We start from the raw sequence: 21,908 nt of genomic DNA on the forward strand, positions 1-21,908 counted from the left end.
ATCAGTGGTGCACATCACACCGATGCCGCCTCACAGGAACCGGACAGAAACGGAGCACGGCGGGCGGCACGAGACAGTACGCATCCGGAGTAAGAGCGGTTCAGCTGCGGTTAAGAGCCGCGCAAGACGGCCGGACACGGCAACGGCCCCCGAGGGCTGCTCCTCGGGGGCCGCATGGCAGGGGGACGGGTCAGCCCGCGTTCACGCCGTCCGTCTCACCGGCGGACGCCACGCGCTGGCCCGGTACCGCGTTGGTCAGCTCGGCGGTGTCGGCGTTCCCGGTGGCCGGCCGGGACTCCTGGCCGACGTTGCGGGTCTCGGCCTTGAGGGCCAGGTCGGCGACCGCGGTGTTGAACTGGTCGATGGACTTCGGCTCGTCCGGGCCCAGCAGGTACCGCTTCAGCTCGCCCCGGTCCTCGGCCAGCGGGTCGGTGGAGGGGTCGCGTACGGCGTCCAGCAGGCCGCCCAGCTCGGCTGCGCCGTTGGACAGGATCGTCGCCGCGCGCACGGCCGTGTTCTGCCGCTTGAACTCCTCCACGCCCAGCTCGGCGGAGTCCGTCACCGCGTACGGCTTGCCGCTCGCGATGAAGTCCGAGACCACGGAGGAGATGTCGGAGACCATCGCGTCCGAGACGTTGAAGCAGTCGTACAGGCGCGGCTCGGCACCCGTGATGACCCGGTGCTCGTACGAGGGGAAGGAGCGCCAGTAGGCGTCGTTCCACTCGGTGCGCAGCCGGGCGATCTCCTCGTGCTTGTGGACGTCGACGATCCCGTCGCGGGTGGCCTCGGCCTCGTCGCCCTTGTCGCCGCCCTTGCCGGTCAGCTCGGCGATCCGGGCCTCGATGCGACTCAGGTCCGACTTCGCCTTCTCCTGGGCGGCCCTGTCGGCGGTGAAGCGCGGATCGGCGGCCCGCTCGGCGGCGGCCTTCTCGACCAGGGCGGTGATCCGCTGGTGCGCGGCGCCGGCGTCCTTGCTGACGGTGCCGGTGAACGGGTGCGGCTTGTACAGGACACGGACCGGCGGGTCGGCCGTGATCAGCTTCTGCACGATGTTCTCGCCGGCGAGCACGATCGAGGTGTTGCCGGGGTTGCCGTCCCAGCCCTCCCAGGTGGGGGCGTAGAGAACGGTCGGGCAGTGTCCGTCGGCGGCTGCGCCGCGGGGCCCGTCGGGCACGCTCTGCCGGCTCTGGATGGGCGCCAGCTGCGGGCGGCCGACCTCGACGATGTCGTCGTCGCGGACACCGACGTCGGCGATGGCGTAGCGGTCGCGGCCGGCCCGGCCGGCGGTCCAGACCTCGTCGTACACCTTGCTGTACGGGTTGACGCTGGCCAGCTTGTCGCTGTCGCCGTGGCCGATGAAGACGTGCTTCATGGTCGGCACGCGCAGCAGGTGGATGTTCTTGCCGACGTTGGCCGCGTACAGGGCGACGCGCACGGTCGACAGGTCCAGGTTCATCAGGTGCACCCCTCCGGGCACGCAGATGACGGGGACCGTGGTGGGCGCAAGGTTGTTCAGGATGGCGCGCTCGCGCAGGATGATCAGCGGCCGGCTCTCCAGCCGCTCCATCGTCTCCAGCCACATGTTGACCTGGTACGCGGAGTCCTTGGAGCCGGAGAAGTACAGGACCGTCTCCGGCTTGTAGCCGGCCAGCCACTCGTCGAGGGCGGCGAGGACGACATCGGCCTTCGGCGGGATCCTCCGGCCGCGCACGTACGGCACCAGCACCAGGACGTACAGGCAGCCGAGGGCCACGGTGAGGCCGACACCCACGAAACCGGCGACGGACGAGTCCACGATCGCCGAGACCACGATGCCGACGACGGCGAAGAGGTCGAGGTGGAGCATCTTCTCCGCGGAGCGGTGCAGCAGACGGCGCGGCGGGGCGTCCGGGATGCGGATGCGGGACTTCAGGTCCACGTTGCGGGTGGCGACCGGCATCCGGCGACGGCTACGGATGAGGGTGACCAGCGCGCCGTGCGGGGCCTGGAGGCCGTAGAAGGCGATGAAGCAGGCAACCGCGCCGTAGAAGATCAGGTCGTCCGCGTGCGAGAGCCGGGCCAGCAGCAGGATCAGCAGCAGCTGCCGGATCAGGAACCGGATCGACAGACCTGCCCGGACCTTGCTGAGGCGGTTGATCAGGTAGCTGCCCTTGCGGTGCAGATAGTGGTCCGCCAGGTACGTCACGGCTGCAACGGCCGCGAAGGCGTAGACGCTCGGGACGAGCGCGGCCAGCATGAGCGCCGGGAAGCCCAGCATCACGAGAGCCGCCGCGGCCAGCTCGGCCACGCTGCCCACCCGGGCGACGCGAATAGCGGTGGATATCACAGAGAAACCTGCTCTGGGAGGGGGAGTGCCGGTTTTGTTCGGTATTGCCGGAGGTGGCGATGCTTTTGCGAGGTGTACGGATTCAGGCCTCTGCGAACGCCCGTCGAATGGGCGACCACAGAGGCCTGAATTCCAAAAAGTTATTTAGTCGCAATTATTACATGCCGTCCTGGCGGTCCAGAACGGATGCAAGCGCCTGCTCGAACCCGGAGGCCTTGGCGGCGCCCGCCGTCGGGTCCTGCTGGCGGACGTCGATCACATGACCTGTCAGCTCCGAGAGCAGCACGTCCAGGGAGGTGCCGGCCACGGCCTCGGAGGAGAGCAGCGAACCGGCCGGCTCCTGGCCGAAGGCCTTGGTGCGCATCGGGGTGGCGGTGCGCTCCGGGTTGATGCAGTTCACGCGGATGCCGTCGCCGGCCCACTCGTCGGACAGTGCCTGGGTGAGGTTCACCATGGCGGCCTTGGTCGAGGAGTAGAGGCTGTACTCGGCGCGGCCGCGGGTGTAGCTGCTGGAGGTGTAGAGCAGCAGCTGGCCCTTGGTCTCGGCCAGGTACTTGTACGACGAGCGGGCGATCTGCACCGGGGCCAGGTAGTTGACCTTCAGCGCCTCCTCGATGGTGGCGTTGTCGGTCTCGGCGAGCTTGCCGATGCGCAGCACGCCCGCGGTGTTGACGACGTAGTCGATCCGGCCGGTCTCCGCGTACGCCTTGGACAGCGCGTCGTCGACCTCCTCCGGGTTCTCCACGTGGGTGCCGGTGGTGGAGCGGCCCAGCGCGTAGACGTTCGCGCCGTAGGACTCGGCGAGTTCGGCGATGTCCTTGCCGATGCCGTAGGAGCCGCCGAAGATCACGACGGTCTTGCCGGTGAGGAGTGCGCGGTAGTCCTCCTCGCCCTTCTGCTCGGGGGCGGCGGTGGAGGCGAGCTGGAACAGCTTGTCGGCGATGAAGACGTCGACCGGCTGCGTCACCTTCATGTTGTACTCGTCGCCCGCGACGACGTGGATCGGCACGTCCGGCAGGTACTTGAGGACGACGGAGCAGTCGTCCGTGGCCTGGAAGTTGGGGTCGCCGGCGGCGACCTCGTAGGCCCGCTTGATCGTGGACAGCTTGAAGGCCTGCGGCGTCTGACCGCGGCGCAGCCGGGAGCGGTCCGGGATCTCGGTGATGAACTCGCCGTCCTCGCCGTGCGTACGCGTGACGATGATGGTGTCCGCGGACGGGATGGCGACGTCGACGGCCTGGAAGCGGTCCAGCGCGGTCACGCAGTCGTCGATGACGCGCTGCGAGAGCAGGGGGCGGACGGCGTCGTGGAAGAGGACGTTGAGGTCCTCGCCCTCGGCCAGACCCTCACCGAGGGCCTCGATGGCGCGCTCGGTGGTCTCGTTGCGGGTCGAGCCGCCCTCGATGATCTTCTTGATCTTCCGGAACCCGGCCTTGGCGACGATCTTCTCGATGTCCGGCACATAGCCCGGCGCCATCAGCACGATGACGTCGTCGATCGACTCGGCGTTCTCGAAGGTGGTCAGGGTGTGCTCGATGACTGCCTTGCCGGCGATCTTCAGCAGCTGCTTGGGAATCGACAGACCCACCCGCTGACCGGTACCACCGGCCAGGATCACTGCGGTGGTTCGGGGCTTGGCTATGTGCTGGGACACAGGCTGACCTACCTTGGGACGACAGAGAACCGTGAAATGCTCTCACTTTCGATAAGCAGGGTGCAAGGCGGACGACATCCCCTGCCCATGTGAGCGCAACCGCTCATTCACCTTGGACTCCCGATGGTTGGACATGGTTGCCGTCCAGGCTCATGAAATTCCTGTGAGTAAGTACACAACCTGCGCCCAGGGCCGCCCCAGCCACTTCGGACAGCGGTGCCCGAGGACCCTCACGAGCTCCTTCGTGCACATCTGGTGCACGGTGCGCGCGTGGCCCGCGCCGACCGGTACGGACACCGCCGCGGCGAGCGCGCCGTACAGCGCCGGGGCGGCGGCCTCGGGCGCGATTTGCGGCGCGGCACACGGCAGTTCGGGCTGCTTCGGTGCGATGGACAGCAGGCCCGGATCGCCGACGCCGAGCGCACCGATCCGCTCCGCCGTCTCGGCGCCGATCGCACCCGCCGCCTCGGCCGCCCGGCTCGGGGTCACGATCTTCACGTCCAGGGGTGTGGAGCTGCACACGTTCTTCATATGCGGCGCAGCACGGCTCCGTTCCGTACCAGGCGTGAATACAGCGCGTCAGGCAGTTCCATTGTCGTGGAATTCGACATCGGGATTCCGCGGCATCTCGGTCCCGGCCAAGGTAAGAGAGCGGTTAACGGTGCCGGCAGCCGGATGAAGGAAATTTACCGGCAATCCAGGCAGTGTCTCGAAAGTGCCCTTACCCGGGTCTCACCTGTCAGACCAGGCGCACGCCCGGCTCGTCCGACTCCACCCGCAGCCGCGCCAGCGTGCTCGCCGTGGCCTGCGGCCGGACCACCGTGTCGACTGCCCGGACCTGGGCGTCGATGCCGTCGCGGCGGATGTCGAAGAGGTGGTAGCCGCGGTGGGCGTCGATCACCTTCCAGTGCGGGTTGTCCGCCATCAGCGGGTCCCACTGGGCGTGGAAGGCCGCCTGGTCCTGGTCACCGTTGCTGGAGATGGAGGTGCCGACGAACTCCGCGCCGACCACGTCGGAGTCCGGGTCGGCGAAGTCCTCCAGCAGGTTGCTGATCATCGTCAGGTGCCGGTCGCCGCTGAGCACGACCGGGTTGCGGATGCCGGCGAACTCCTCCAGCAGGGCGTTGCGTTCGGCCTGGTAGCCGTCCCAGGCGTCGTAGTACCAGAGCTTGCCCTCGCCGAGCAGCAGGTCGGTCTCGGCCATCATGATCTGCGAGGCGATCAGGTTCCAGCGGGCCGGGGAGTCGTACAGCCCGTCCAGCAGCCACTGCTTCTGCTCGGCGCCGAGCATGGTCATCGAAGGGCTCTCGGCGCCGTCCTGGGTCGTTGCCTGGTCGGTGCGGAACTGCCGGGTGTCGAGGACGTTGAGCCGGGCCAGGCGGCCGAACTCCAGCCGGCGGTACATCTGGATGTGCGGGCCGTTCGGGATCGCGGTGGCGCGGACCGGCATGTGCTCGTAGTACGCCTGGTAGGCCGCGGTCAGCCGGGCCACGAACGCGTCGTGCGACTGCTTGTCGGGGTCCTGCGGGATCTCGCCGGCGAAGTCGTTGTCGACCTCGTGGTCGTCGAAGGTGACCACCCAGGGCGCGTTCGCGTGCATCGCTGCGAGGTCGGGGTCGGTGCGGTACTGGGCGTAGCGGTTGCGGTACTGGACCAGGGTGTACGGCTCGTCGTTGCCCTCGTGCCGGCGTACGGAGGCGGCGGAGGGCTTGGACTCGTAGATGTAGTCGCCGACGAAGAGCACGACGTCGGGGTCCTGGGCGAGCATGTCGGCGTACGGGGTGAAGTAGCCGTGCTGCCAGTTCTGGCAGGACGCGAGCGCGACGCGCAGCGAGCCGCCCCTGCGGTGCGGGTGGGGCGCGGTGCGGGTGCGGCCGGTGGGCGAGACCTGGCCGTCGACACGGAAGCGGTACCAGTACGGGCGGTCCGGGCGCAGTCCCCGTACATCCGCGTGAACGCTGTGCCCGTACTCGGGCCGGGCCTCGGCGGTGCCTCTGCGGGCGGTCTTCGCGAACCGCTCGTCCTCGGCGATCTCCCACTCCACGGGGACGACCGCGTCGGGCATGCCGCCGCCGTGGAGGGGATCGGGGGCGAGCCGGGTCCACAGCACGATGCCGTCGGGCAGCGGGTCGCCGGAGGCCACGCCGAGGGTGAACACCCCGTCGGGCAGCGGGGTTCCGGCTGCCCGGGCCGCGGTGGCCGGCAGCCAGAGCTGGGCGGAGGCCGCGGCGCCGAGGACGGCGGCACCGGCGGTCAGAAAGCGGCGTCGGTCGGGCGGTAATGCTCCGGTCATTCGCTGACTCCCTTGCCACAGAGGCCTCTTGGGCCCGGACCTTCGGAAGCTCCCACGGCCGGACGTCCCGCCCGCTGAACGAGAACCTTCGCGTGCATGACAAACAGGCAGACAACAGAAGACCCGCCGCGACACAGGAACCACGGATGGAACGTGACCTTGCCGCAACGGGTCTCACTGCATGTCAGGAGATGCCTACGGTAACGGGAGTTAGCGGGCGAATCCCGAGCCGATCCGGCCATTCGCCGCAGGTGTGCCCGGCACCGGGACACCGCAGGTGCGGTGCCCGGCGCTCACCTTCTCGGCCCGGGTGGTGCGAGCGACTACTCGAACGGGTCGAACTCGTCGTACTCGCGATCCGTCTCATCCCGCTCGGCCTGCTTGTCACGGCGGCGCTGCGCCGCGGGCCGCGGCTCCTCGAAGCGGTGGTCCTCGCCACGCCGGCCGAGCATCTCCGCGCCCGCCATGACCGTCGGCTCCCAGTCGAAGACGACCGCGTTCTCCTCGGGCCCGATGGCGACGCCGTCGCCCGCCCGGGCACCCGCCTTCATCAGCCGCTCCTCGACGCCGAGGCGGTTGAGCCGGTCGGCGAGGTAGCCGACGGCCTCGTCGTTGTTGAAGTCGGTCTGGCGGACCCAGCGCTCCGGCTTCTCGCCGCGCACCCGGAACACCGGCTCCCCTTCGATCTCCTCGCGGACGACCGTGAAGCCCGCGTCGTCCACGGCCTTGGGCCGGATGACGATCCGCGTCGCCTCCTCCTTCGGCTTCGCGGCGCGCGCCCTGCCGACCAGGTCACCGAGGGCGAACGACAGCTCCCGCAGCCCGATGTGCGCCACCGCCGACACCTCGAAGACACGGTAGCCGCGCGCCTCCAGGTCGGGGCGGACCATCTCGGCGAGGTCCTTGCCGTCCGGCACGTCGATCTTGTTCAGGACGACGATGCGGGGACGGTTGCCGAGGCCGCCGTACTGCCGCAGCTCCTCCTCGATGATGTCGAGGTCGGAGACCGGGTCGCGGTCGGACTCCAGGGTCGCGGTGTCCAGCACGTGCACGAGCACACTGCACCGCTCCACGTGCCGCAGGAACTCCAGGCCGAGGCCCTTGCCCTGGCTGGCGCCCGGGATCAGACCGGGCACGTCGGCGATGGTGTAGACGGTCGAGCCGGCGGTCACCACGCCCAGGTTCGGGACGAGGGTGGTGAACGGGTAGTCCGCGATCTTCGGCTTGGCCGCGCTGAGCACGGAGATCAGCGAGGACTTGCCCGCACTCGGGTAGCCCACCAGGGCCACGTCGGCGACCGTCTTCAGCTCCAGGACGATGTCCTGCAGGTCCCCGGGCACGCCCAGCAGCGCGAAGCCGGGCGCCTTGCGGCGGGCGCTCGCCAGCGCCGCGTTGCCGAGGCCGCCGCGGCCGCCCTGCGCCGCGATGTACGAGGTGCCGTGGCCGACCAGGTCGGCGAGCACCTTGCCCGCCCTGTCCAGGACGACGGTGCCGTCCGGCACCGGCAGGACCAGGTCCTCGCCGTCCTTGCCGGAGCGGTTGCCGCCCTCGCCGGGCTTGCCGTTGGTGGCCTTGCGGTGCGGGGAGTGGTGGTAGTCCAGGAGCGTGGTGATCGACTGGTCCACGGTCAGGATGACGTCACCGCCACGGCCGCCGTTGCCGCCGTCCGGGCCGCCGAGCGGCTTGAACTTCTCACGGTGAACGGAGGCACAGCCGTGACCTCCGTTACCCGCGGCGACATGCAGTTCGACGCGGTCCACGAAGGTGGTCATGGTTCAGTGCCTCCAGTGCATACGGGTGTTTCTCTACTCAACACGCGAAAGGCGGACCCGCCTTCCCGACCGGGAAGTGAGGTCCGCCTCGCGAAGTGAACGTTCGGTCAGGCGACCGGAACGATGTTCACGACCTTGCGGCCACGGTGGCTGCCGAACTCCACCGCACCGGCCTGCAGCGCGAACAGCGTGTCGTCGCCGCCGCGGCCGACACCGGCGCCCGGGTGGAAGTGGGTGCCGCGCTGGCGGACCAGGATCTCACCAGCGTTCACGACCTGACCGCCGAAGCGCTTCACGCCGAGCCGCTGGGCATTGGAGTCGCGACCGTTCCGGGTGGACGATGCGCCCTTCTTGTGTGCCATGTCTCCTCAGTCCCTTACTTCGCAGCCGCGGGGATCGACGTGACCTTGATCGCCGTGTACTGCTGGCGGTGGCCCTGACGACGGCGGTAGCCGGTCTTGTTCTTGTAGCGCAGAATGTCGATCTTCTGGCCCTTGTGGTGGTCCACGACCTCGGCCTGGACCTTGATGCCGGCCAGCACCCACGGGTCGCTGGTCACAGCGTCGCCGTCGACAACGAGCAGGGTCGAGAGCTCGACCGTGTCGCCAACCTTGGCAGTGGAAATCTTGTCAACCTCAACGATGTCGCCGACAGCAACCTTGTGCTGGCGACCACCGCTGCGCACGATGGCGTACACGCGGATCTCTCTTTCGCTCGAAGAAACGGCACCCCCGAAGGCCAGCCGCCCAGGAACAGCAGGAACGACCTCTCCCGGCCAACCGTGTGTCCGGGAGGAAGAGGTTTACGGGGATGTGGCGTGTTCAGTGGACACGCCGACGGTCAAGGTTACGGGGCCACGACCGAAGGGGTCAAACCGGGCCGGGCCCCCGCGGTATGCGGCCGGTCACACGGACCGGCCGCACACCGCTCAGCGGGTTCAGCTCTCGTCGGCGGCGGCGACGACCGTGGTGGTCTTCTTCGCCGTCGACTTGGCGGCGGCCGTCTTGGCGGTCTTGGCCGCCTTCTTGGCCGTCGTCTTCTTGGCGGCCGTCTTCTTGGCCACGGTCTTCTTGGTGGCGGCCTTCTTCGCCGTCACCTTCTTGGCCGCCTTGCGGGCGGTCTTCTTGGCCGGCGCGGCCTCCTCGACCGCCTCATCCGCCGCCTCGGCAGCGGGCGCCTCGGCGGCAGCCGCCTCCGACCCGGTGGCCGGGACGACCACGACGGCCGTCTCCTCGGACGTGGTCGGCGCGGTGGCCTTGCGCACGGCACGACGCCGCGGGCGGGCCGGGGCGGCGCTCTCGGCGGGCGCCTCCTCGACCGGAGCCGGGGCCTCGGCCTGCTCCACCGGCGCGGTCTCGGCGACCGTCACCACGGCCGCCTCCGCGCCCGCCGGGGAACCGGCCGGCGCGGACACCTTCCGGGTCGCGCGACGACGCGTACGGACCTTGGGCGCGGCCTCCTCGGCAGCGGGCTCCGGGGCCGCCACGGCGACCGGCTCGGCGGCCTGCGCCTCGACCACCGGCTCCGGCTGTGCGGGCAGCACGGCCTCCTCGGCGGGCGCGACGACCTCGGCGGTCTCCGCGGCCTCGGTGGCCTTCCCGGCCCTGCGGCGCTCGGCCTTCGGCGTACCGGCCGGGGCCGAGGCCCGACGGCTGACGCGGCGACGCGAACGGCCACGGCCGGCCGCCGCCTCCGCCTCGGCGACGCTGCTGTACAGCTCCTCGTCCGGCGCGAAGTCGGGGGCGGGCAGGGCGACCGGCTCGGCCAGCTCAGCGGCGACCTCGACGACGGTCTCCGCCGCCGGCTCGACGGCCTCGCCCGTCTCCACGGCCACCGCGGCGACCTCGTGCTCGGGCAGCTGCCCGTCACCGCCGCGCCCGCGCTTCTTGCGCTTGCCGCCGCCACCGCCGCCGACCGCGGTCGGCTGCTCCATGTGGACGATGACGCCACGGCCGTTGCAGTGGACGCAGGTCTCGGAGAAGGACTCCAGCAGGCCCTGGCCGACCCGCTTGCGGGTCATCTGGACCAGGCCCAGCGAGGTCACCTCGGCGACCTGGTGCTTCGTACGGTCGCGGCCCAGGCACTCCAGCAGGCGGCGCAGCACCAGGTCCCGGTTCGACTCCAGGACCATGTCGATGAAGTCGATGACGATGATGCCGCCGAGGTCGCGCAGCCGCAGCTGGCGCACGATCTCCTCGGCCGCCTCCAGGTTGTTCCTGGTGACCGTCTCCTCCAGGTTGCCGCCCTGGCCGGTGAACTTGCCGGTGTTGACGTCGACGACGACCATCGCCTCGGTCCGGTCGATCACCAGCGAACCGCCGCTGGGCAGCCAGACCTTGCGGTCCAGCGCCTTGGCGAGCTGCTCGTCGATCCGGTAGGTGGCGAAGGCGTCGACCTCGGAGGTCCACTTCGACAGCCGCTCGGCCAGGTCCGGGGCCACGTGGGAGACGTACCCGTGGATCGTCTGCCAGGCCTCGTCACCGCTGACGACGACCTTGGAGAAGTCCTCGTTGAAGATGTCGCGCACGACCCGGACGGTCATGTCCGGCTCGCCGTACAGCAGCGTCGGAGCGTTGCCGCTCTTCGCCTTCTTCTGGATGTCCTCCCACTGCGCCTGCAGCCGCTCGACGTCCCGGCGCAGCTCCTCCTCGCTCGCGCCCTCGGCGGCGGTGCGCACGATGACGCCCGCGTCCTCGGGGACGATCTTCTTGAGGATGGTCTTCAGACGCGCGCGCTCGGTGTCGGGCAGCTTGCGGCTGATGCCGGTCATCGAGCCCTCGGGCACGTACACGAGGTAACGGCCCGGCAGGGAGACCTGACTGGTCAGACGGGCGCCCTTGTGACCGATCGGGTCCTTCGTCACCTGGACGAGGACCGACTGGCCGGACTTCAGGGCGGCCTCGATGCGACGCGGGCCGTTTGCCATGCCCAGCGCCTCGAAGTTGACCTCACCGGCGTACAGGACGGCGTTGCGGCCCTTGCCGATGTCGATGAAGGCGGCCTCCATCGACGGCAGCACGTTCTGGACCTTGCCCAGGTAGACGTTGCCGACGTACGAGGTGGCCTGCTCCTTGTTGACGTAGTGCTCGACCAGCACGCCGTCCTCGAGGACGCCGATCTGCGTGCGCTCGCCGTGCTGGCGCACGACCATCACGCGCTCGACAGCCTCGCGGCGGGCCAGGAACTCGGCCTCGGTGATGATCGGAACGCGTCGGCGGCCCTGCTCGCGGCCTTCGCGGCGGCGCTGCTTCTTCGCCTCGAGACGGGTCGAGCCCTTGATGGACTGCACCTCGTCGGACGGCTCGGCGGGCTTGCGGGGCTCGCGGACCTTGACGACCGTGCGCTCCGGGTCGGTCTCGTCGGGCTCGGTGTCGACGGAGGTGTCACCGGCGCGACGACGACGGCGCCGACGGCGACGGCTGCTGGAGGAGCCGGACTCGTCGTGCGCGTCCTCGGCGTCCTCCTCCTCCTGCTCGGCGGTGTCCTCGGCGTCCTGGGCGGCCTGCTCGGCGGCCAGTTCGTCGGCCTCGGCGTCCGCACCCTCACCGGCCTCGCCCTCGGCGGCGTCACCGCGGCGACGGCGACGGCCGCCCCGGCGACGGCGCCGGCGCGAGCCGGCCTCCTCGGCGCCCTCGGCCTCTTCGGTCTCGTCGCCCTCGGCGAGGTCCTCGGCGGCGGCCTCCTCGGCCTCCTCCGGCTCCTCGTCCTCGGTGGCGGCCTCGACGGCCTGCGGCTCCTCGGCGAAGGCGGCGCCACGGCGGCGACGGCGACGGCGGGAGCCGGCTTCGGCGCGCTCCTCCGCGTACGTCCCGGTCCCGGCGGTCTCCGCGGGCTCCGCGGTCTTCTCGGTCTCCTCCGACCCGGCGGCCTCGGCAGCGGCCTCGGCGGCGGCCCGCTCGGGGGTCTGGAACTTCGGCTCGGCGAACACCGGCGCCTGGAACACCGCCACGGCGGGGCGGGCCGGGCGACGAGGTGCATCGGACTCGGACTCGGACTCGCCCTCGGCGGCCGCGGAGTGCGCGGGCGCGGAGAACCCGCTCGCGGCCTGTCGCACGACCCGGCGGCGACGGCGCGGCGCACCCTCGGCGGTGGCCTGGACGGCGACGGGCTCGGCGGTCTCGGCCGTCTCGGCGGCGGCCTGCTCGGCGACCACAGGGGCCTCGGCGGTCGCCGGCGCACCGACGGGCGCGGAGACCTGGCGGGTGGCGCGGCGGCGGGTACGGCGCGGCGCGGCCTCTTCGGCGACGTCGGCCGCCGCAGGGGCTTCAGCGGCCTCGACGGTCTCGGCAGCCTCGGGCTCTTCCACGTCCTCGGCGACGGGCGCGGCGGCAGCGGCCGGCACGACGGTCTCGACGGTCTCGGCCGCGGCCGGGGCACCGGCGGGCGCGGACGCCCGGCGGATGGCACGACGACGCGTACGAGCGGTCGACACGGCCTCCGCCTCGACGGCGGGCGCGGCCTCGGCCGCGGGGACCTCGACGGCGGGGGCGGCCTCGGCGACCGGCGCCTCAGCGGCGGGCGCGGTCTCGGGGGCCTCGGCGGCCTGCGGCGCACCGGCGGGCGCGGATGCGCGGCGGGTGGCACGACGGCGCGGACGGGCGGCGGGCGCGGCCTCCGCCTCGGCGGCGGGAGCGGTCTCCATCTCGACGGCGGGAGCGGTCTCGGCCGCCGCCTTCTCCTCGGCCTTCACCTCGGTCTCCTCCTCGGCCTCGGCCGCGGCCGGAGCTCCGGCCGGCGCGGAGGCGCGGCGGGGGGCACGGCGGCGGGTACGGGGTGCGGGCGCGACCTCTTCGACGGTCTCGGCGGTCTCGGCGGCCTCAGCCGGCTCAACGGCCTCGGCGGCAGCGGTCGCAACAGCCGTGTCAGCCTTCTCCACGGCCTCGGCAGCCGCGGGTGCCCCGGCGGGTGCGGACGCACGCCGCGTGGCACGGCGGCGGGTACGAGCGGCGGGCGCGGGCTCCTCGACGGCGGCGGGCGCCTCGAGGGTCGCGGCCTGCTCCTCGGTGATCTCCTCGGCCTCCGCTGCCGGTATGGCCGGCAGGGTGACCTCGGTGGGTGCCTCGGCCGCGACGGGCGGACCCGCCGGGCGAGAAGAGGCACGGCGACGCCTGCGCGGCGGCAGGGTGTCGCTCGGTGTGTTCAGTTCGGAGCCCTCGCGGGGCTCGGTCGGCTCGAGCATGCGGGCGTTTCTCCCGTCAGGCTCCCGGGCGCCGCGCCTGGTCCGGCGTCGGTCTCCAAGGACCGTCCGCCGTTGACGTCCGCGGCCCGCGCGATGCGCAGTGGCCGCCGTCCGGGGCGCGGGCGCCGCACGGGAGCACTCTGTGTCCTGTCTCGCCGGTTCCGTACGCCTTGTCGGTACGGCCTGGCGAAAGTCTTCTGGTCGGTGCGCTGCCCGACCCAGGTGGCTCCCGAGTACGAGGGCGGCGCTACGACGTCCGTCCCTACGCGGAACCTTCCGGCGTCGGCGCCGTCGCGGCGGCAACCGGTTGGGCCGTCAGGGCCTCGGCTGCCTCGCGGTCGGGCGCGAGCGGGTCGGTCACCGTGCCGGTCTCTTCATCGAGCAGCCCCTGCGCCAGCCTGGTCACCGCTGCGGGGACCGGCGGCGCCAGGTCGGCCACGGCGCGGAGACCGGACAGGACGTCGTCGGGTCGTACGGCAGGCGTCACGTGCCGAACAACCAGCCGCAGTATCGCACAGGGCTGGTCGCTGGGCCTATCAGGAGTCGAACTGTGCGTTTCCAGGTGCACGACCGCGGGGCGGGCGTCGAAGGTGCGGACGCCGTTCTTGGTCATGCGCTGCACCTCGACGGTGTCGGCCTCGGTGAAGGCCTCGACCGCGCGCTGTGCGTCGACCGGGTCGACTCCGTCCAGCCGCAGCTCCCATACGGAGGCCGTGAGCCGGTCGGCGAGGCCCGAGGTCCGTGCCTCGACCGCGTCGACGATGTCGAGCCCGGTGGGCAGCGACTCGTCGAGCAGATCGCGCAGGCTCTCGGGGTCGCGCGACGCGGTCAGCGCGATCTCCAGGTACTCCGCCTCACTGCCCGTGCCGGTGGGTGCGGCATTGGCGTACGACACCTTCGGGTGCGGCGTGAACCCCGCCGAGTACGCCATGGGCACCTCGGCGCGGCGCAGCGCACGCTCGAAGGCGCGCTGGAAGTCACGGTGGCTGGTGAACCGGAGGCGGCCGCGCTTGGTGTAGCGCAGTCGGATGCGCTGCACCGCGGGTGCGGGCGGCGGGCCTTCGGGCTGTCGCTTGCCCAGTGTCCTAGTCCTTCGTGAGAGCGGTCGTACTGCTACCAAGAGTACGTGTCCCGGGTCCCGTGGGTTCCCGCCGGTCGACCGGGACCGGCTGCCGGGGCTCGCCGAAGACCATCCGCCTCAGGTCCGCGCGGGCCTGCCGCACGGTGTCGCGGGCGGCGGTCAGCGCCTGCCGCGCGGTCCGCCCCACCACGCGCGCGGCCTCGGCGGCGGGCCGCAGGACGAAATCCCGCACGACGTGCCCGACGGGGGTCAGGACCGTGCGGTACACCCAGCGCAGCGGCTCCACGAAGATCCACCGGAAGAGGGTCGCGAGGGCCCTGCCGACGACGCGCGAGACCCGCCCCGCGATCCGCCAGGCGTGCCCGAGTGCCTCGCCCACCTCGCGCGCGACGACGGCGAGGAAACGGCCGACGGGTGCGAGGACCCAGCGCCACAGGGCGAGGGCGGGCAGGACGACCAGGACGCGGGTGGTCCAGTACAGGACCGCACCGATCGCGGTGACCACGGCGCCGGCGACCCATGCCAGCGCCCGCCCGACCGGGGCGAGGACCCACTCGTACAGCCACTGTGCGGGTACGACGAGCAGGTACCGCACCAGCCAGGCCACGGCGGCGAACACGCCCGTCCCGACGGCGGCGAGCAGGAGGCCCACACCCTTCAGCAGCCGGAGAACACCCCGGCCCACCGGCGCGAGCACGCGCGTGTACAGCCACTCCAGGCCCGCCCCGATCCCCCGCGCGACCCAGGCGAAGGCGCGCCCGACCGGGGTCAGCACATAGGTGTACAGCCACCGCAGCGGTACGACGACGAGGACGTGCCCGAGCCATCCGAGCGCCTTCCCGACGGGCACGAGGACGTAGCGCCACAGCGCCACCCACGGCCACACGAAGACCGCCCGGCCGACCCACAGCAGCGCCCGCCCCACCGGCCGCAGCACGGTGTCGGTGAGGAAGCGGCCGCAGACCGCCAGCGCGTCCCACGCCATGCGCACGGGAAGCACCAGCACGAGCACGACGATGCGCACGGGGATGCGGATCGCGACGGCGAGGCATCCCTCGGGGTACTGCGGCTCGGGCGGGGGCTTCTGGAGATCCATACCGAGGTAGACGCCCGAGCAGCCCCTACGGATGCAGTCATCTGTTAGTCCGATCCACGGATAAACCACGGATAAACCGGTGAGTTCCGACGTGCCACGCGCCCGGTCCGGGCCCGCACGGGTCAACCTCGCATTCGGGTTCGGGACGCCTCCCGGACCGGACGAGGCAAGGAGCACGTCGATGAGTCCTGAGTACAGGACGACCTCACTACTCGGGCCCCTGGCGCGAGACAGGTTCAAGAAGGCCGGAATGGTGGCCTCCCTCACGCTGGTCATGGCGGCCGGCGTGGTCAGCCCTGCCGTAGCCGCGGCGAAGAACGTGTCGGGGCACGCGGCTCTGGCGGGGCGTCAGCCCGCCGAGAGCCGGATGAGCCGCACCGCCGGCGACTACTGGATGGGCCGCTACGGCGGCGACCACGACGAGTGCAAGGGCGAGCCGGAGAAGCCCGGCAAGCCCAACAAGCCGAAGTCCGGCCTGAAGGCGTCCTTGGCCAAGGGCGGCAACGGCGGCAAGGACGAGTGCCGGGGCGCGACAGGCCCGACCGGCCCCACCGGTCCCACGGGTCCGCCCGGCCCGAAGGGCGACACCGGCGCGACCGGAGCGACGGGCGCCACGGGTGCCACGGGGGCGACGGGTGCCACCGGCGCGACAGGTGGCCCCGGTCGGCCGGGTGCCACAGGTGCCACAGGTGCCACCGGAGCAACGGGTGCGACCGGCGCCACCGGTGCAACCGGCGCTACCGGCGCCACCGGCGCCACCGGTGCTCCCGGCCCGTGCACCGACATCGACGCGCAGCAGGACTCGGCCGACTTCGAACTCCGCGCCGCGATCGCCACCGGTTCGACCGGCGCGCCGAGGACGTACGCAGGCATCCGGGACAACCGGGGCCAGGAAACGGACCACACCCTGCGGTGGACCGACCTCAGCGGCCTCACGGGCTACCCCAACACCGCCGCGACCGGCTTCGCCTGTGGCGTCTCCATCAACGCGCACGCCCAGGGCGAGAACAAAGGCATCAACATCGACGTCATCACCACCACGGGGCTGGTCTTCGAGACCTCCTGCACGGAGAACAACAACCAGCACCCGGCCACCCTCACCTGCAACACCCCCTGGACCTTCGTGATCCATCAGCCCAGCCCGGGCGCGGTCAACGACGGAATGCCGTAGCCGACGTGCCGTACCCCACCCGGACTCCATGAGTCCGGCCGACCGGCACACGGTGCGAGGGGTGTCCGCAGGGTCCGTCCGGGCCCGGCGGACACCCCTCGCGCTTGGGCCGACCGTGGGACCGGTCTCGCCGCGCCACCCCGGCATCGGCGAGGGCCGCGAGTAGCTTGCTCGCATGACCGCCGACTCCGCAGTCGTGGCCGACGCGTCCGTTGCCGCGGCCACGCGCGTCCCGCCCAAGGGGCGCCTGCCGTACGACGCCTGTCCCCTCTGCCCGGGCCGCGTCCTGTCCACGCTGCGGACCGGCGACTGCTCGCGCCATCCGCTGTACCGGCCGGTCATCGATCCCACGATGACCTGGATGCGCTGCACCGACTGTGAACACGTCTTCACCGACGGCTACTTCACGCCCGAGGCGGCGTCGGTGATCTTCTCCTCGACCAACGGGCACCAGCAGCCGGGCGCGGGGTTCGAACAGAGCCGAGCCGTGTCGGCGCGCATCGTGGAGCGCGTCGCCCGTCACGTGGCGGACGGCACCTGGCTCGACGTCGGATTCGGAAACGGCTCGCTCCTGTTCACCGCCGAGGAATGGGGCTTCGAGCCGATGGGCCTCGACCTCCGGCGTTCGAGCGTCGAGGGTCTGCGACGCCTCGGCTTCGAGGCGCGTTGCACGGATGTCACGGACCTCGACGAGCCCGGACGGTTCGCGGTCATCAGCATGGCCGACGTACTCGAGCACATGCCGTATCCGCGCGCCGGCCTGGCCGCCGCACACCGCCTGCTGCGGCCGGACGGCGTGCTCTTCGCGTCGATGCCCAACTACGACTGCGCCGCCTGGCGGCTGTTGGACGCCGGCGACGCCAATCCCTACTGGGGCGAACTCGAGCACTTCCACAATTTCAGCCGCCGGCGTCTCTACGCGCTCCTGACCGAGCAGGGCTTCGAGCCCGTCCACTACACGATCAGCGAGCGCTACCGCATCTGCATGGAAGTGATCGCACGCCGAGTCGACGCCTGAATCACAGAAAAGAAACAAGAACAGCCATGAAAACGGTCTGCCTCAACATGATCGTCAAGGATGAGGCACATGTGATCCGGCGCTGCATCGAATCCGTGCGCCCCCTCATCGACACCTGGGTGATCCTCGACACCGGCTCGACCGACGGTACTCAGGACGTCATCCGCGAAACCCTGGCCGACCTGCCCGGCGCGCTGTACGAGAGCCCCTGGAAGGGCTTCGACCTGAGCCGTACCGAGGCGATCCAGCTGGCCCGGGAGCGCGCCGACTACCTGCTGTTCATCGATGCCGACGACGCGCTGGAGATCGCGCCCGGTTTCTCGATGCCGGAACTGGGCCATGACTGCTACGACTTCGAGATCCGTCACGGTTCCGTCGTCCACTGGCGCCCGACGCTGGTGTCGACGCGCCTCCCGTGGCGGTACGTCGGTGTGCTGCACGAGTACCTGGAGTGCGACACGTCCTTCGACCGGGCGACCTTCGCCGGCGCGCGCATGGTCATCATGGGCGGCGGCGGACGCCTGCAGGGAAACCGGCGCAAGAAGTACCTCCGCGACGCCGCGATCCTCAAGGAAGCCCTCACCAAGGAGCCGGACAACGCCCGGTACGCCTTCTACCTCGCCCAGAGCTGGCGCGACGCCGACGAACACGGGAAGGCACTGGCCGCCTACGACCGGCGGGCGGTGATGAGCGGCTTCGTCGAGGAGACGTTCTGCGCCCGGCTGTACGCCGCCCGTACGGCGGTACTGCTCAAGCGCCGGATGCCCGAGGTGATCGCCCGCTTCCTGGACGCGCACGAGTACCGTCCCACCCGCGCCGAGCCGCTCGCCGAGCTGGCCTACCTGTGCCGTGTGCACGGGGAGCGCTGGCCGCTCGCGTACCTGTTCGCGAAGCGCGCGGCGGAGATCCCGCAACCGTCGGACACCCTGTTCGTGGAGCACCACTGGTACGAGTGGCGGGCGTTGGACGAGCTCGCGGTCGCGGCGTACTGGATGGGTGAGTACCGCGAGAGCCTGGAGTGCTGCGAGAGGCTGCTCGACGGCGGCAAGGTGCCCGAAGCCCATCGCGAACGCGTCGTCGCGAACAGGGACTTCGCCCTGGCCAGGCTGCGCCTGGGCGCCGCGGCGGGGTCGAGGTCCCTCGTCGGCGCCTGAACGGTGCCGGGAGCCGCCATGACCTACCGCTTCAGCGAGAACGACCAGTTCGACTACGAGATCCTGCTCGCCCTGGGCGCGGCCTGGCGGCAGGGCGCCGACGTGGGCGAGGTGCTGGCGACCGCTTCCGCCGTGGCGGACGGTGACGGCGAGGCCTGGTTCACCGCCTGGGTTGAACTGGCCCGCGGAGTGCGGGAGCAGGCCGCTCGCAGCGCGGCCGCGGGACGGACGGTGAGCGCCCGGGACGCCCTGCTGCGCGCCGCCGGTTACTTCGGCACCGCCCTCGTGGGCGTCGACGCGGTCGCCGACCCCGACCGACGGCTGGCCGAGGTGTTCCCGGAGCACCGCGCCTGTCTGCACCGCTTCCTGACGTCCTGGGACCCGCCCGCCGAGCCGGTCGCCGTCCCGTACGAGAACGCGCCCCTGCCCGGCTACCTCGTCAGCCCGCCCGGCGCCCTTGGCCCCCTCCCCACACTGATCGCCAACAACGGCAGCGACGGCCCGCTCAGCGCCGCCTGGACGTTGCTCGGCGCACCGGCGGTGGCCCGCGGGTACCGCGTACTGCTCTTCGACGGCCCGGGCCAGCAGTCGATGCTCTTCGAACGGGGCGTGACCTTCCGGCCGGACTGGGAGAACGTCATCACCCCGGTGGTGGACTTCCTCCTCTCCCGGCCCGACGTGGACCCCCGCCGGATCGTGCTGGCCGGCATCAGCCAGGCCGGCTACTGGGTCCCGCGCGCGCTTGCCTTCGAGCGCCGGATCGCGGCCGCGGTCGCCGACCCGGGGGTGACCCGCGTGGTGGACAGCTGGTGGCGCAACCTCGGCCCCGGTCTGCGCGGTCTGTGGGAGTCAGGTGACCGTGCCGCCTTCGACGGCGTCGTCGAGGGCGCCCTCACCCAGGACCGGGCACTCGCGGCGACCTGGCGCCGGCGGGCCAAGCCGTACGGCATCGACTCCCCGTACGACCTCCTCGCCGAGGTCTCCCGGTACGACGTCATGCCGGTCGTCGACCGGATCACCACCCCGCTGCTGATCACCGACCCGGACGGCGAGCACTTCTGGCCCGGTGCTTCGAGGGAGTTGTACGAGGCCCTGACCGGCCCGAAACACCTGGTCCGCTTCACCGAGGCGGAAGGGGCGCACCGGCATTGCGAGCCGCTGGGCCGCGCTCTGTTCGAACAGCGCGTGTTCGACTGGCTGGACGCCCGTCTCGCCGCCGGCGTCGGGGTCTGATCACCGAACGGCAGCGGCCGGGTAACACATTGACCCGCGCACGCCAAAACCATGGTTTCCAGTCACCCTGACTGATTCGATGGGGGAGCAATCAAGCGAATCCCAGGGGGGACGAGAATGCACTGGTATGTGGACGTACTCAAGAAGTACGCGGTGTTCAGCGGCCGTGCGCGGCGGCAGGAATACTGGATGTTCTTCCTGTTCAACCTGATCATCAGCATCGTGCTGACGGTCGTCGACCGCGCCATCGGTTCGAACGTCATCAGCCTCATCTACACCCTCGCCGTCCTGCTCCCCGGCCTCGGTGTCACGATCCGCCGCCTGCACGACACGGGCCGCTCCGGCTGGTGGATCTTCATCTCCCTGATCCCGCTGGTGGGCACGATCATCCTGATCGTCTTCCTCGCCTCCGAGGGCAAGGCGGAGCCGAACCAGTACGGCCCCAACCCGAAGTACGCCCCGGCCCACTGAGCCGGCATCAGCGAAAAGGCCCGCCGGAGTTCTCCGGCGGGCCTTTCCCGTTGTGTTCACCCGCGTCGGGTGAAGCCGGCCGGCGGCCGTTGTGTCCAAGGTGGACGGGATGACGGCTCCTGCGAATCCTGCCGAGGTGTGCCACGAGCACCGTGAGATCGGTTTCCGGCCCGGCTCCTGCCCGCTGGGCCCGTGCGGCGCTGCTCGCCCTGCTGGGCAGCGTGGCGGTGCCGCTGGTCGTCGCCGGGCTGAAGAGCGTGCTGTGGGTGCTGGTCGGGGTCGGGGGGCTGGTGCTCACCGCGGCCGGGGTGTGGTGGGCCCTCGCGCACACCGGAGTCGTCCGGGCCGTGGGGACGCTGTTGTCGGTGGCCGCGCCCCTGGCGGTCCTCGCGCTGTACGCCACGCACGACCTGCTGTGGGCGGCCTGCCTGTCGCTGGGCCTGTGGGTGCTGGCGGTGGTGGCCGCGCGGATCGCCCTGACGCCAGCGGGTGCTTCCCCGCGCCACCGTGACCGGGGTCCCGTCGAGCCGCCGCGCCGCCCGTGGGTCCTGATGAACCCGAACTCCGGCGGCGGCAAGGTGGCCCGCTGCCACCTGGCGGAGCGGGCACGGGCGGCGGGCGCCGAGGTGTTCCTGCTGGACCCGGCACACCACCAGGACGTGGCCGAGCTGGCCCGGCGGGCGGTGGCGGACGGCGCCGACCTGCTGGGGGTGGCCGGCGGGGACGGCACACAGGCCCTGGTCGCCGAGGTCGCGGCCCGGCACGGACTGCCCTTCGTCGTGATCCCGGCCGGCACCCGCAACCACTTCGCCCTGGACCTCGGCCTGGACCGGGAAGATCCCGCGGCCGCCCTGGCGGCACTGACCGACGCCGACGAGTTCCGCGTCGACCTCGGGTTCGCCGCCGACCGGGTGTTCGTCAACAACGTCTCCTTCGGCACGTACGCGGTCGTGGTGGCCAATCCCGCCTACCGGGACCAGAAGGTCCGCACGGCCCTGCGGGAGCTGCCCGATCTCCTCACCGGTGACAAGGCCCCCCGGCTGCGGATGCGGGCCGGCCGGTCGCGGGCCTCGGACCTGCAGGCACTGCTCGTCAGCAACAACCCCTACCGGCGCGCCGTCGACGTCGACCGCCCGGGGCGCAGGGTCTGCCTGAACTCCGGACGGCTCGGCGTGCTGTGCGTGCGTGTCGGCAGCACCGTGCAGGCGGCCCGGCTGCTGCGCGGTCCGCGCTCGCCGGGGCTGACCCGGCTGACCGCGCGGGAGGTCGTCGTCGAGGCGGACACGCCCACCGTCCCGGCCGGTATCGACGGGGAGCACGTCGTGCTGCCCGTACCCGTCGTGTGCCGGATCGACGCCGGGGCCCTGCGCGTCCGCGTGCCGCGCCGCCGTCCCGGTTCACCGGTCGCCCGGCCGGCCGCCGACTGGCCACGGGTTGCGCGGCTGGCGCTGGGCAGGTGA

16 protein-coding genes are annotated in these 21,908 nt (G+C 71.4%); 6 read left to right on the forward strand and 10 right to left on the reverse strand.

The features are described from left to right. Nucleotides 1-190: 190 nt before the first annotated feature. From AC07DS_RS04620 to AC07DS_RS04665, 10 genes are all read right to left on the reverse strand, one after another. Nucleotides 191-2,296, reverse strand: a complete 2,106-nt coding sequence (locus tag AC07DS_RS04620; protein WP_479142902.1) for a hypothetical protein — start codon at nucleotides 2,294-2,296, stop codon at nucleotides 191-193. 187 nt (nucleotides 2,297-2,483) lie between these two features. Next, entirely contained in the window at nucleotides 2,484-3,980 is a 1,497-nt protein-coding gene (locus AC07DS_RS04625; RefSeq protein ID WP_479142627.1) for an SDR family NAD(P)-dependent oxidoreductase, read from the reverse strand. Nucleotides 3,981-4,130: 150 nt separating this feature from the next. Continuing rightward, nucleotides 4,131-4,478 carry a hypothetical protein gene (locus AC07DS_RS04630; RefSeq protein ID WP_479142629.1) on the reverse strand — a complete coding sequence of 116 codons (348 nt, stop codon included), beginning with the start codon at nucleotides 4,476-4,478 and terminating at the stop codon, nucleotides 4,131-4,133. Between the two features lie 241 nt (nucleotides 4,479-4,719). Then, a complete protein-coding gene (locus AC07DS_RS04635; RefSeq protein ID WP_479142631.1) occupies nucleotides 4,720-6,273 on the reverse strand; it encodes an alkaline phosphatase D family protein in 1,554 nt (517 codons plus the stop codon). Between the two features lie 323 nt (nucleotides 6,274-6,596). Further along, the gene (gene obgE, locus AC07DS_RS04640; RefSeq protein ID WP_479142632.1) at nucleotides 6,597-8,045 is read right to left on the reverse strand and encodes a GTPase ObgE; all 1,449 of its coding nucleotides are present in this window, start codon (nucleotides 8,043-8,045) and stop codon (nucleotides 6,597-6,599) included. Nucleotides 8,046-8,152: 107 nt separating this feature from the next. Next, on the reverse strand, nucleotides 8,153-8,407 hold the full coding sequence (gene rpmA, locus AC07DS_RS04645; RefSeq protein WP_061922958.1) for a 50S ribosomal protein L27: 255 nt from the start codon (nucleotides 8,405-8,407) through the stop codon (nucleotides 8,153-8,155). Nucleotides 8,408-8,421: 14 nt separating this feature from the next. Beyond that, complete coding sequence (gene rplU / locus AC07DS_RS04650; protein ID WP_030749991.1) at nucleotides 8,422-8,742, reverse strand: 50S ribosomal protein L21; 321 nt, start codon at nucleotides 8,740-8,742, stop codon at nucleotides 8,422-8,424. A gap of 240 nt (nucleotides 8,743-8,982) precedes the next feature. Further along, the gene (locus AC07DS_RS04655; protein WP_479142634.1) at nucleotides 8,983-13,224 is read right to left on the reverse strand and encodes an Rne/Rng family ribonuclease; all 4,242 of its coding nucleotides are present in this window, start codon (nucleotides 13,222-13,224) and stop codon (nucleotides 8,983-8,985) included. Between the two features lie 262 nt (nucleotides 13,225-13,486). Next, complete coding sequence (locus AC07DS_RS04660; RefSeq protein ID WP_479142636.1) at nucleotides 13,487-14,263, reverse strand: TIGR03936 family radical SAM-associated protein; 777 nt, start codon at nucleotides 14,261-14,263, stop codon at nucleotides 13,487-13,489. Nucleotides 14,264-14,309: 46 nt separating this feature from the next. Continuing rightward, nucleotides 14,310-15,401, reverse strand: coding sequence for a hypothetical protein (locus AC07DS_RS04665; RefSeq protein ID WP_479142637.1), 1,092 nt, complete (start codon nucleotides 15,399-15,401; stop codon nucleotides 14,310-14,312). Nucleotides 15,402-15,582: 181 nt separating this feature from the next. Between AC07DS_RS04665 and AC07DS_RS04670 the strand changes: the two genes are divergently transcribed. The 6 genes from AC07DS_RS04670 to AC07DS_RS04695 all read left to right on the forward strand — a co-directional run bounded on the left by AC07DS_RS04670 (nucleotide 15,583) and on the right by AC07DS_RS04695 (nucleotide 21,908). Further along, nucleotides 15,583-16,572 (forward strand): hypothetical protein, encoded by a 990-nt coding sequence (locus AC07DS_RS04670; protein WP_479142639.1) that lies wholly within the window; start codon nucleotides 15,583-15,585, stop codon nucleotides 16,570-16,572. Between the two features lie 175 nt (nucleotides 16,573-16,747). Next, nucleotides 16,748-17,590, forward strand: coding sequence for a class I SAM-dependent methyltransferase (locus AC07DS_RS04675; RefSeq protein ID WP_479142641.1), 843 nt, complete (start codon nucleotides 16,748-16,750; stop codon nucleotides 17,588-17,590). A gap of 47 nt (nucleotides 17,591-17,637) precedes the next feature. Continuing rightward, complete coding sequence (locus tag AC07DS_RS04680) at nucleotides 17,638-18,744, forward strand: glycosyltransferase (RefSeq protein WP_479142643.1); 1,107 nt, start codon at nucleotides 17,638-17,640, stop codon at nucleotides 18,742-18,744. A gap of 18 nt (nucleotides 18,745-18,762) precedes the next feature. Beyond that, nucleotides 18,763-19,977 carry an alpha/beta hydrolase family protein gene (locus tag AC07DS_RS04685; RefSeq protein WP_479142645.1) on the forward strand — a complete coding sequence of 405 codons (1,215 nt, stop codon included), beginning with the start codon at nucleotides 18,763-18,765 and terminating at the stop codon, nucleotides 19,975-19,977. A gap of 117 nt (nucleotides 19,978-20,094) precedes the next feature. Next, complete coding sequence (locus AC07DS_RS04690) at nucleotides 20,095-20,448, forward strand: DUF805 domain-containing protein (protein WP_145878482.1); 354 nt, start codon at nucleotides 20,095-20,097, stop codon at nucleotides 20,446-20,448. A 152-nt stretch (nucleotides 20,449-20,600) separates the two neighbouring features. Beyond that, nucleotides 20,601-21,908, forward strand: coding sequence for a diacylglycerol/lipid kinase family protein (locus tag AC07DS_RS04695; protein ID WP_479142646.1), 1,308 nt, complete (start codon nucleotides 20,601-20,603; stop codon nucleotides 21,906-21,908).

The sequence above is a fragment of the Streptomyces sp. NPDC044064 genome, assembly GCF_056434245.1.

What these genes read in the sequence shown, in the direction of transcription:
- AC07DS_RS04655 (WP_479142634.1), bottom strand. Translation starts at nt 13,224, where the DNA reads ATGCTCGAGCCGACCGAGCCCCGCGAGGGCTCCGAACTGAACACACCG.
- AC07DS_RS04665 (WP_479142637.1), bottom strand. Translation starts at nt 15,401, where the DNA reads ATGGATCTCCAGAAGCCCCCGCCCGAGCCGCAGTACCCCGAGGGATGC.
- obgE (WP_479142632.1), bottom strand. Translation starts at nt 8,045, where the DNA reads ATGACCACCTTCGTGGACCGCGTCGAACTGCATGTCGCCGCGGGTAAC.
- AC07DS_RS04690 (WP_145878482.1), top strand. Translation starts at nt 20,095, where the DNA reads ATGCACTGGTATGTGGACGTACTCAAGAAGTACGCGGTGTTCAGCGGC.
- AC07DS_RS04635 (WP_479142631.1), bottom strand. Translation starts at nt 6,273, where the DNA reads ATGACCGGAGCATTACCGCCCGACCGACGCCGCTTTCTGACCGCCGGT.
- AC07DS_RS04680 (WP_479142643.1), top strand. Translation starts at nt 17,638, where the DNA reads ATGATCGTCAAGGATGAGGCACATGTGATCCGGCGCTGCATCGAATCC.
- AC07DS_RS04685 (WP_479142645.1), top strand. Translation starts at nt 18,763, where the DNA reads ATGACCTACCGCTTCAGCGAGAACGACCAGTTCGACTACGAGATCCTG.
- rpmA (WP_061922958.1), bottom strand. Translation starts at nt 8,407, where the DNA reads ATGGCACACAAGAAGGGCGCATCGTCCACCCGGAACGGTCGCGACTCC.
- AC07DS_RS04670 (WP_479142639.1), top strand. Translation starts at nt 15,583, where the DNA reads ATGAGTCCTGAGTACAGGACGACCTCACTACTCGGGCCCCTGGCGCGA.
- AC07DS_RS04675 (WP_479142641.1), top strand. Translation starts at nt 16,748, where the DNA reads ATGACCGCCGACTCCGCAGTCGTGGCCGACGCGTCCGTTGCCGCGGCC.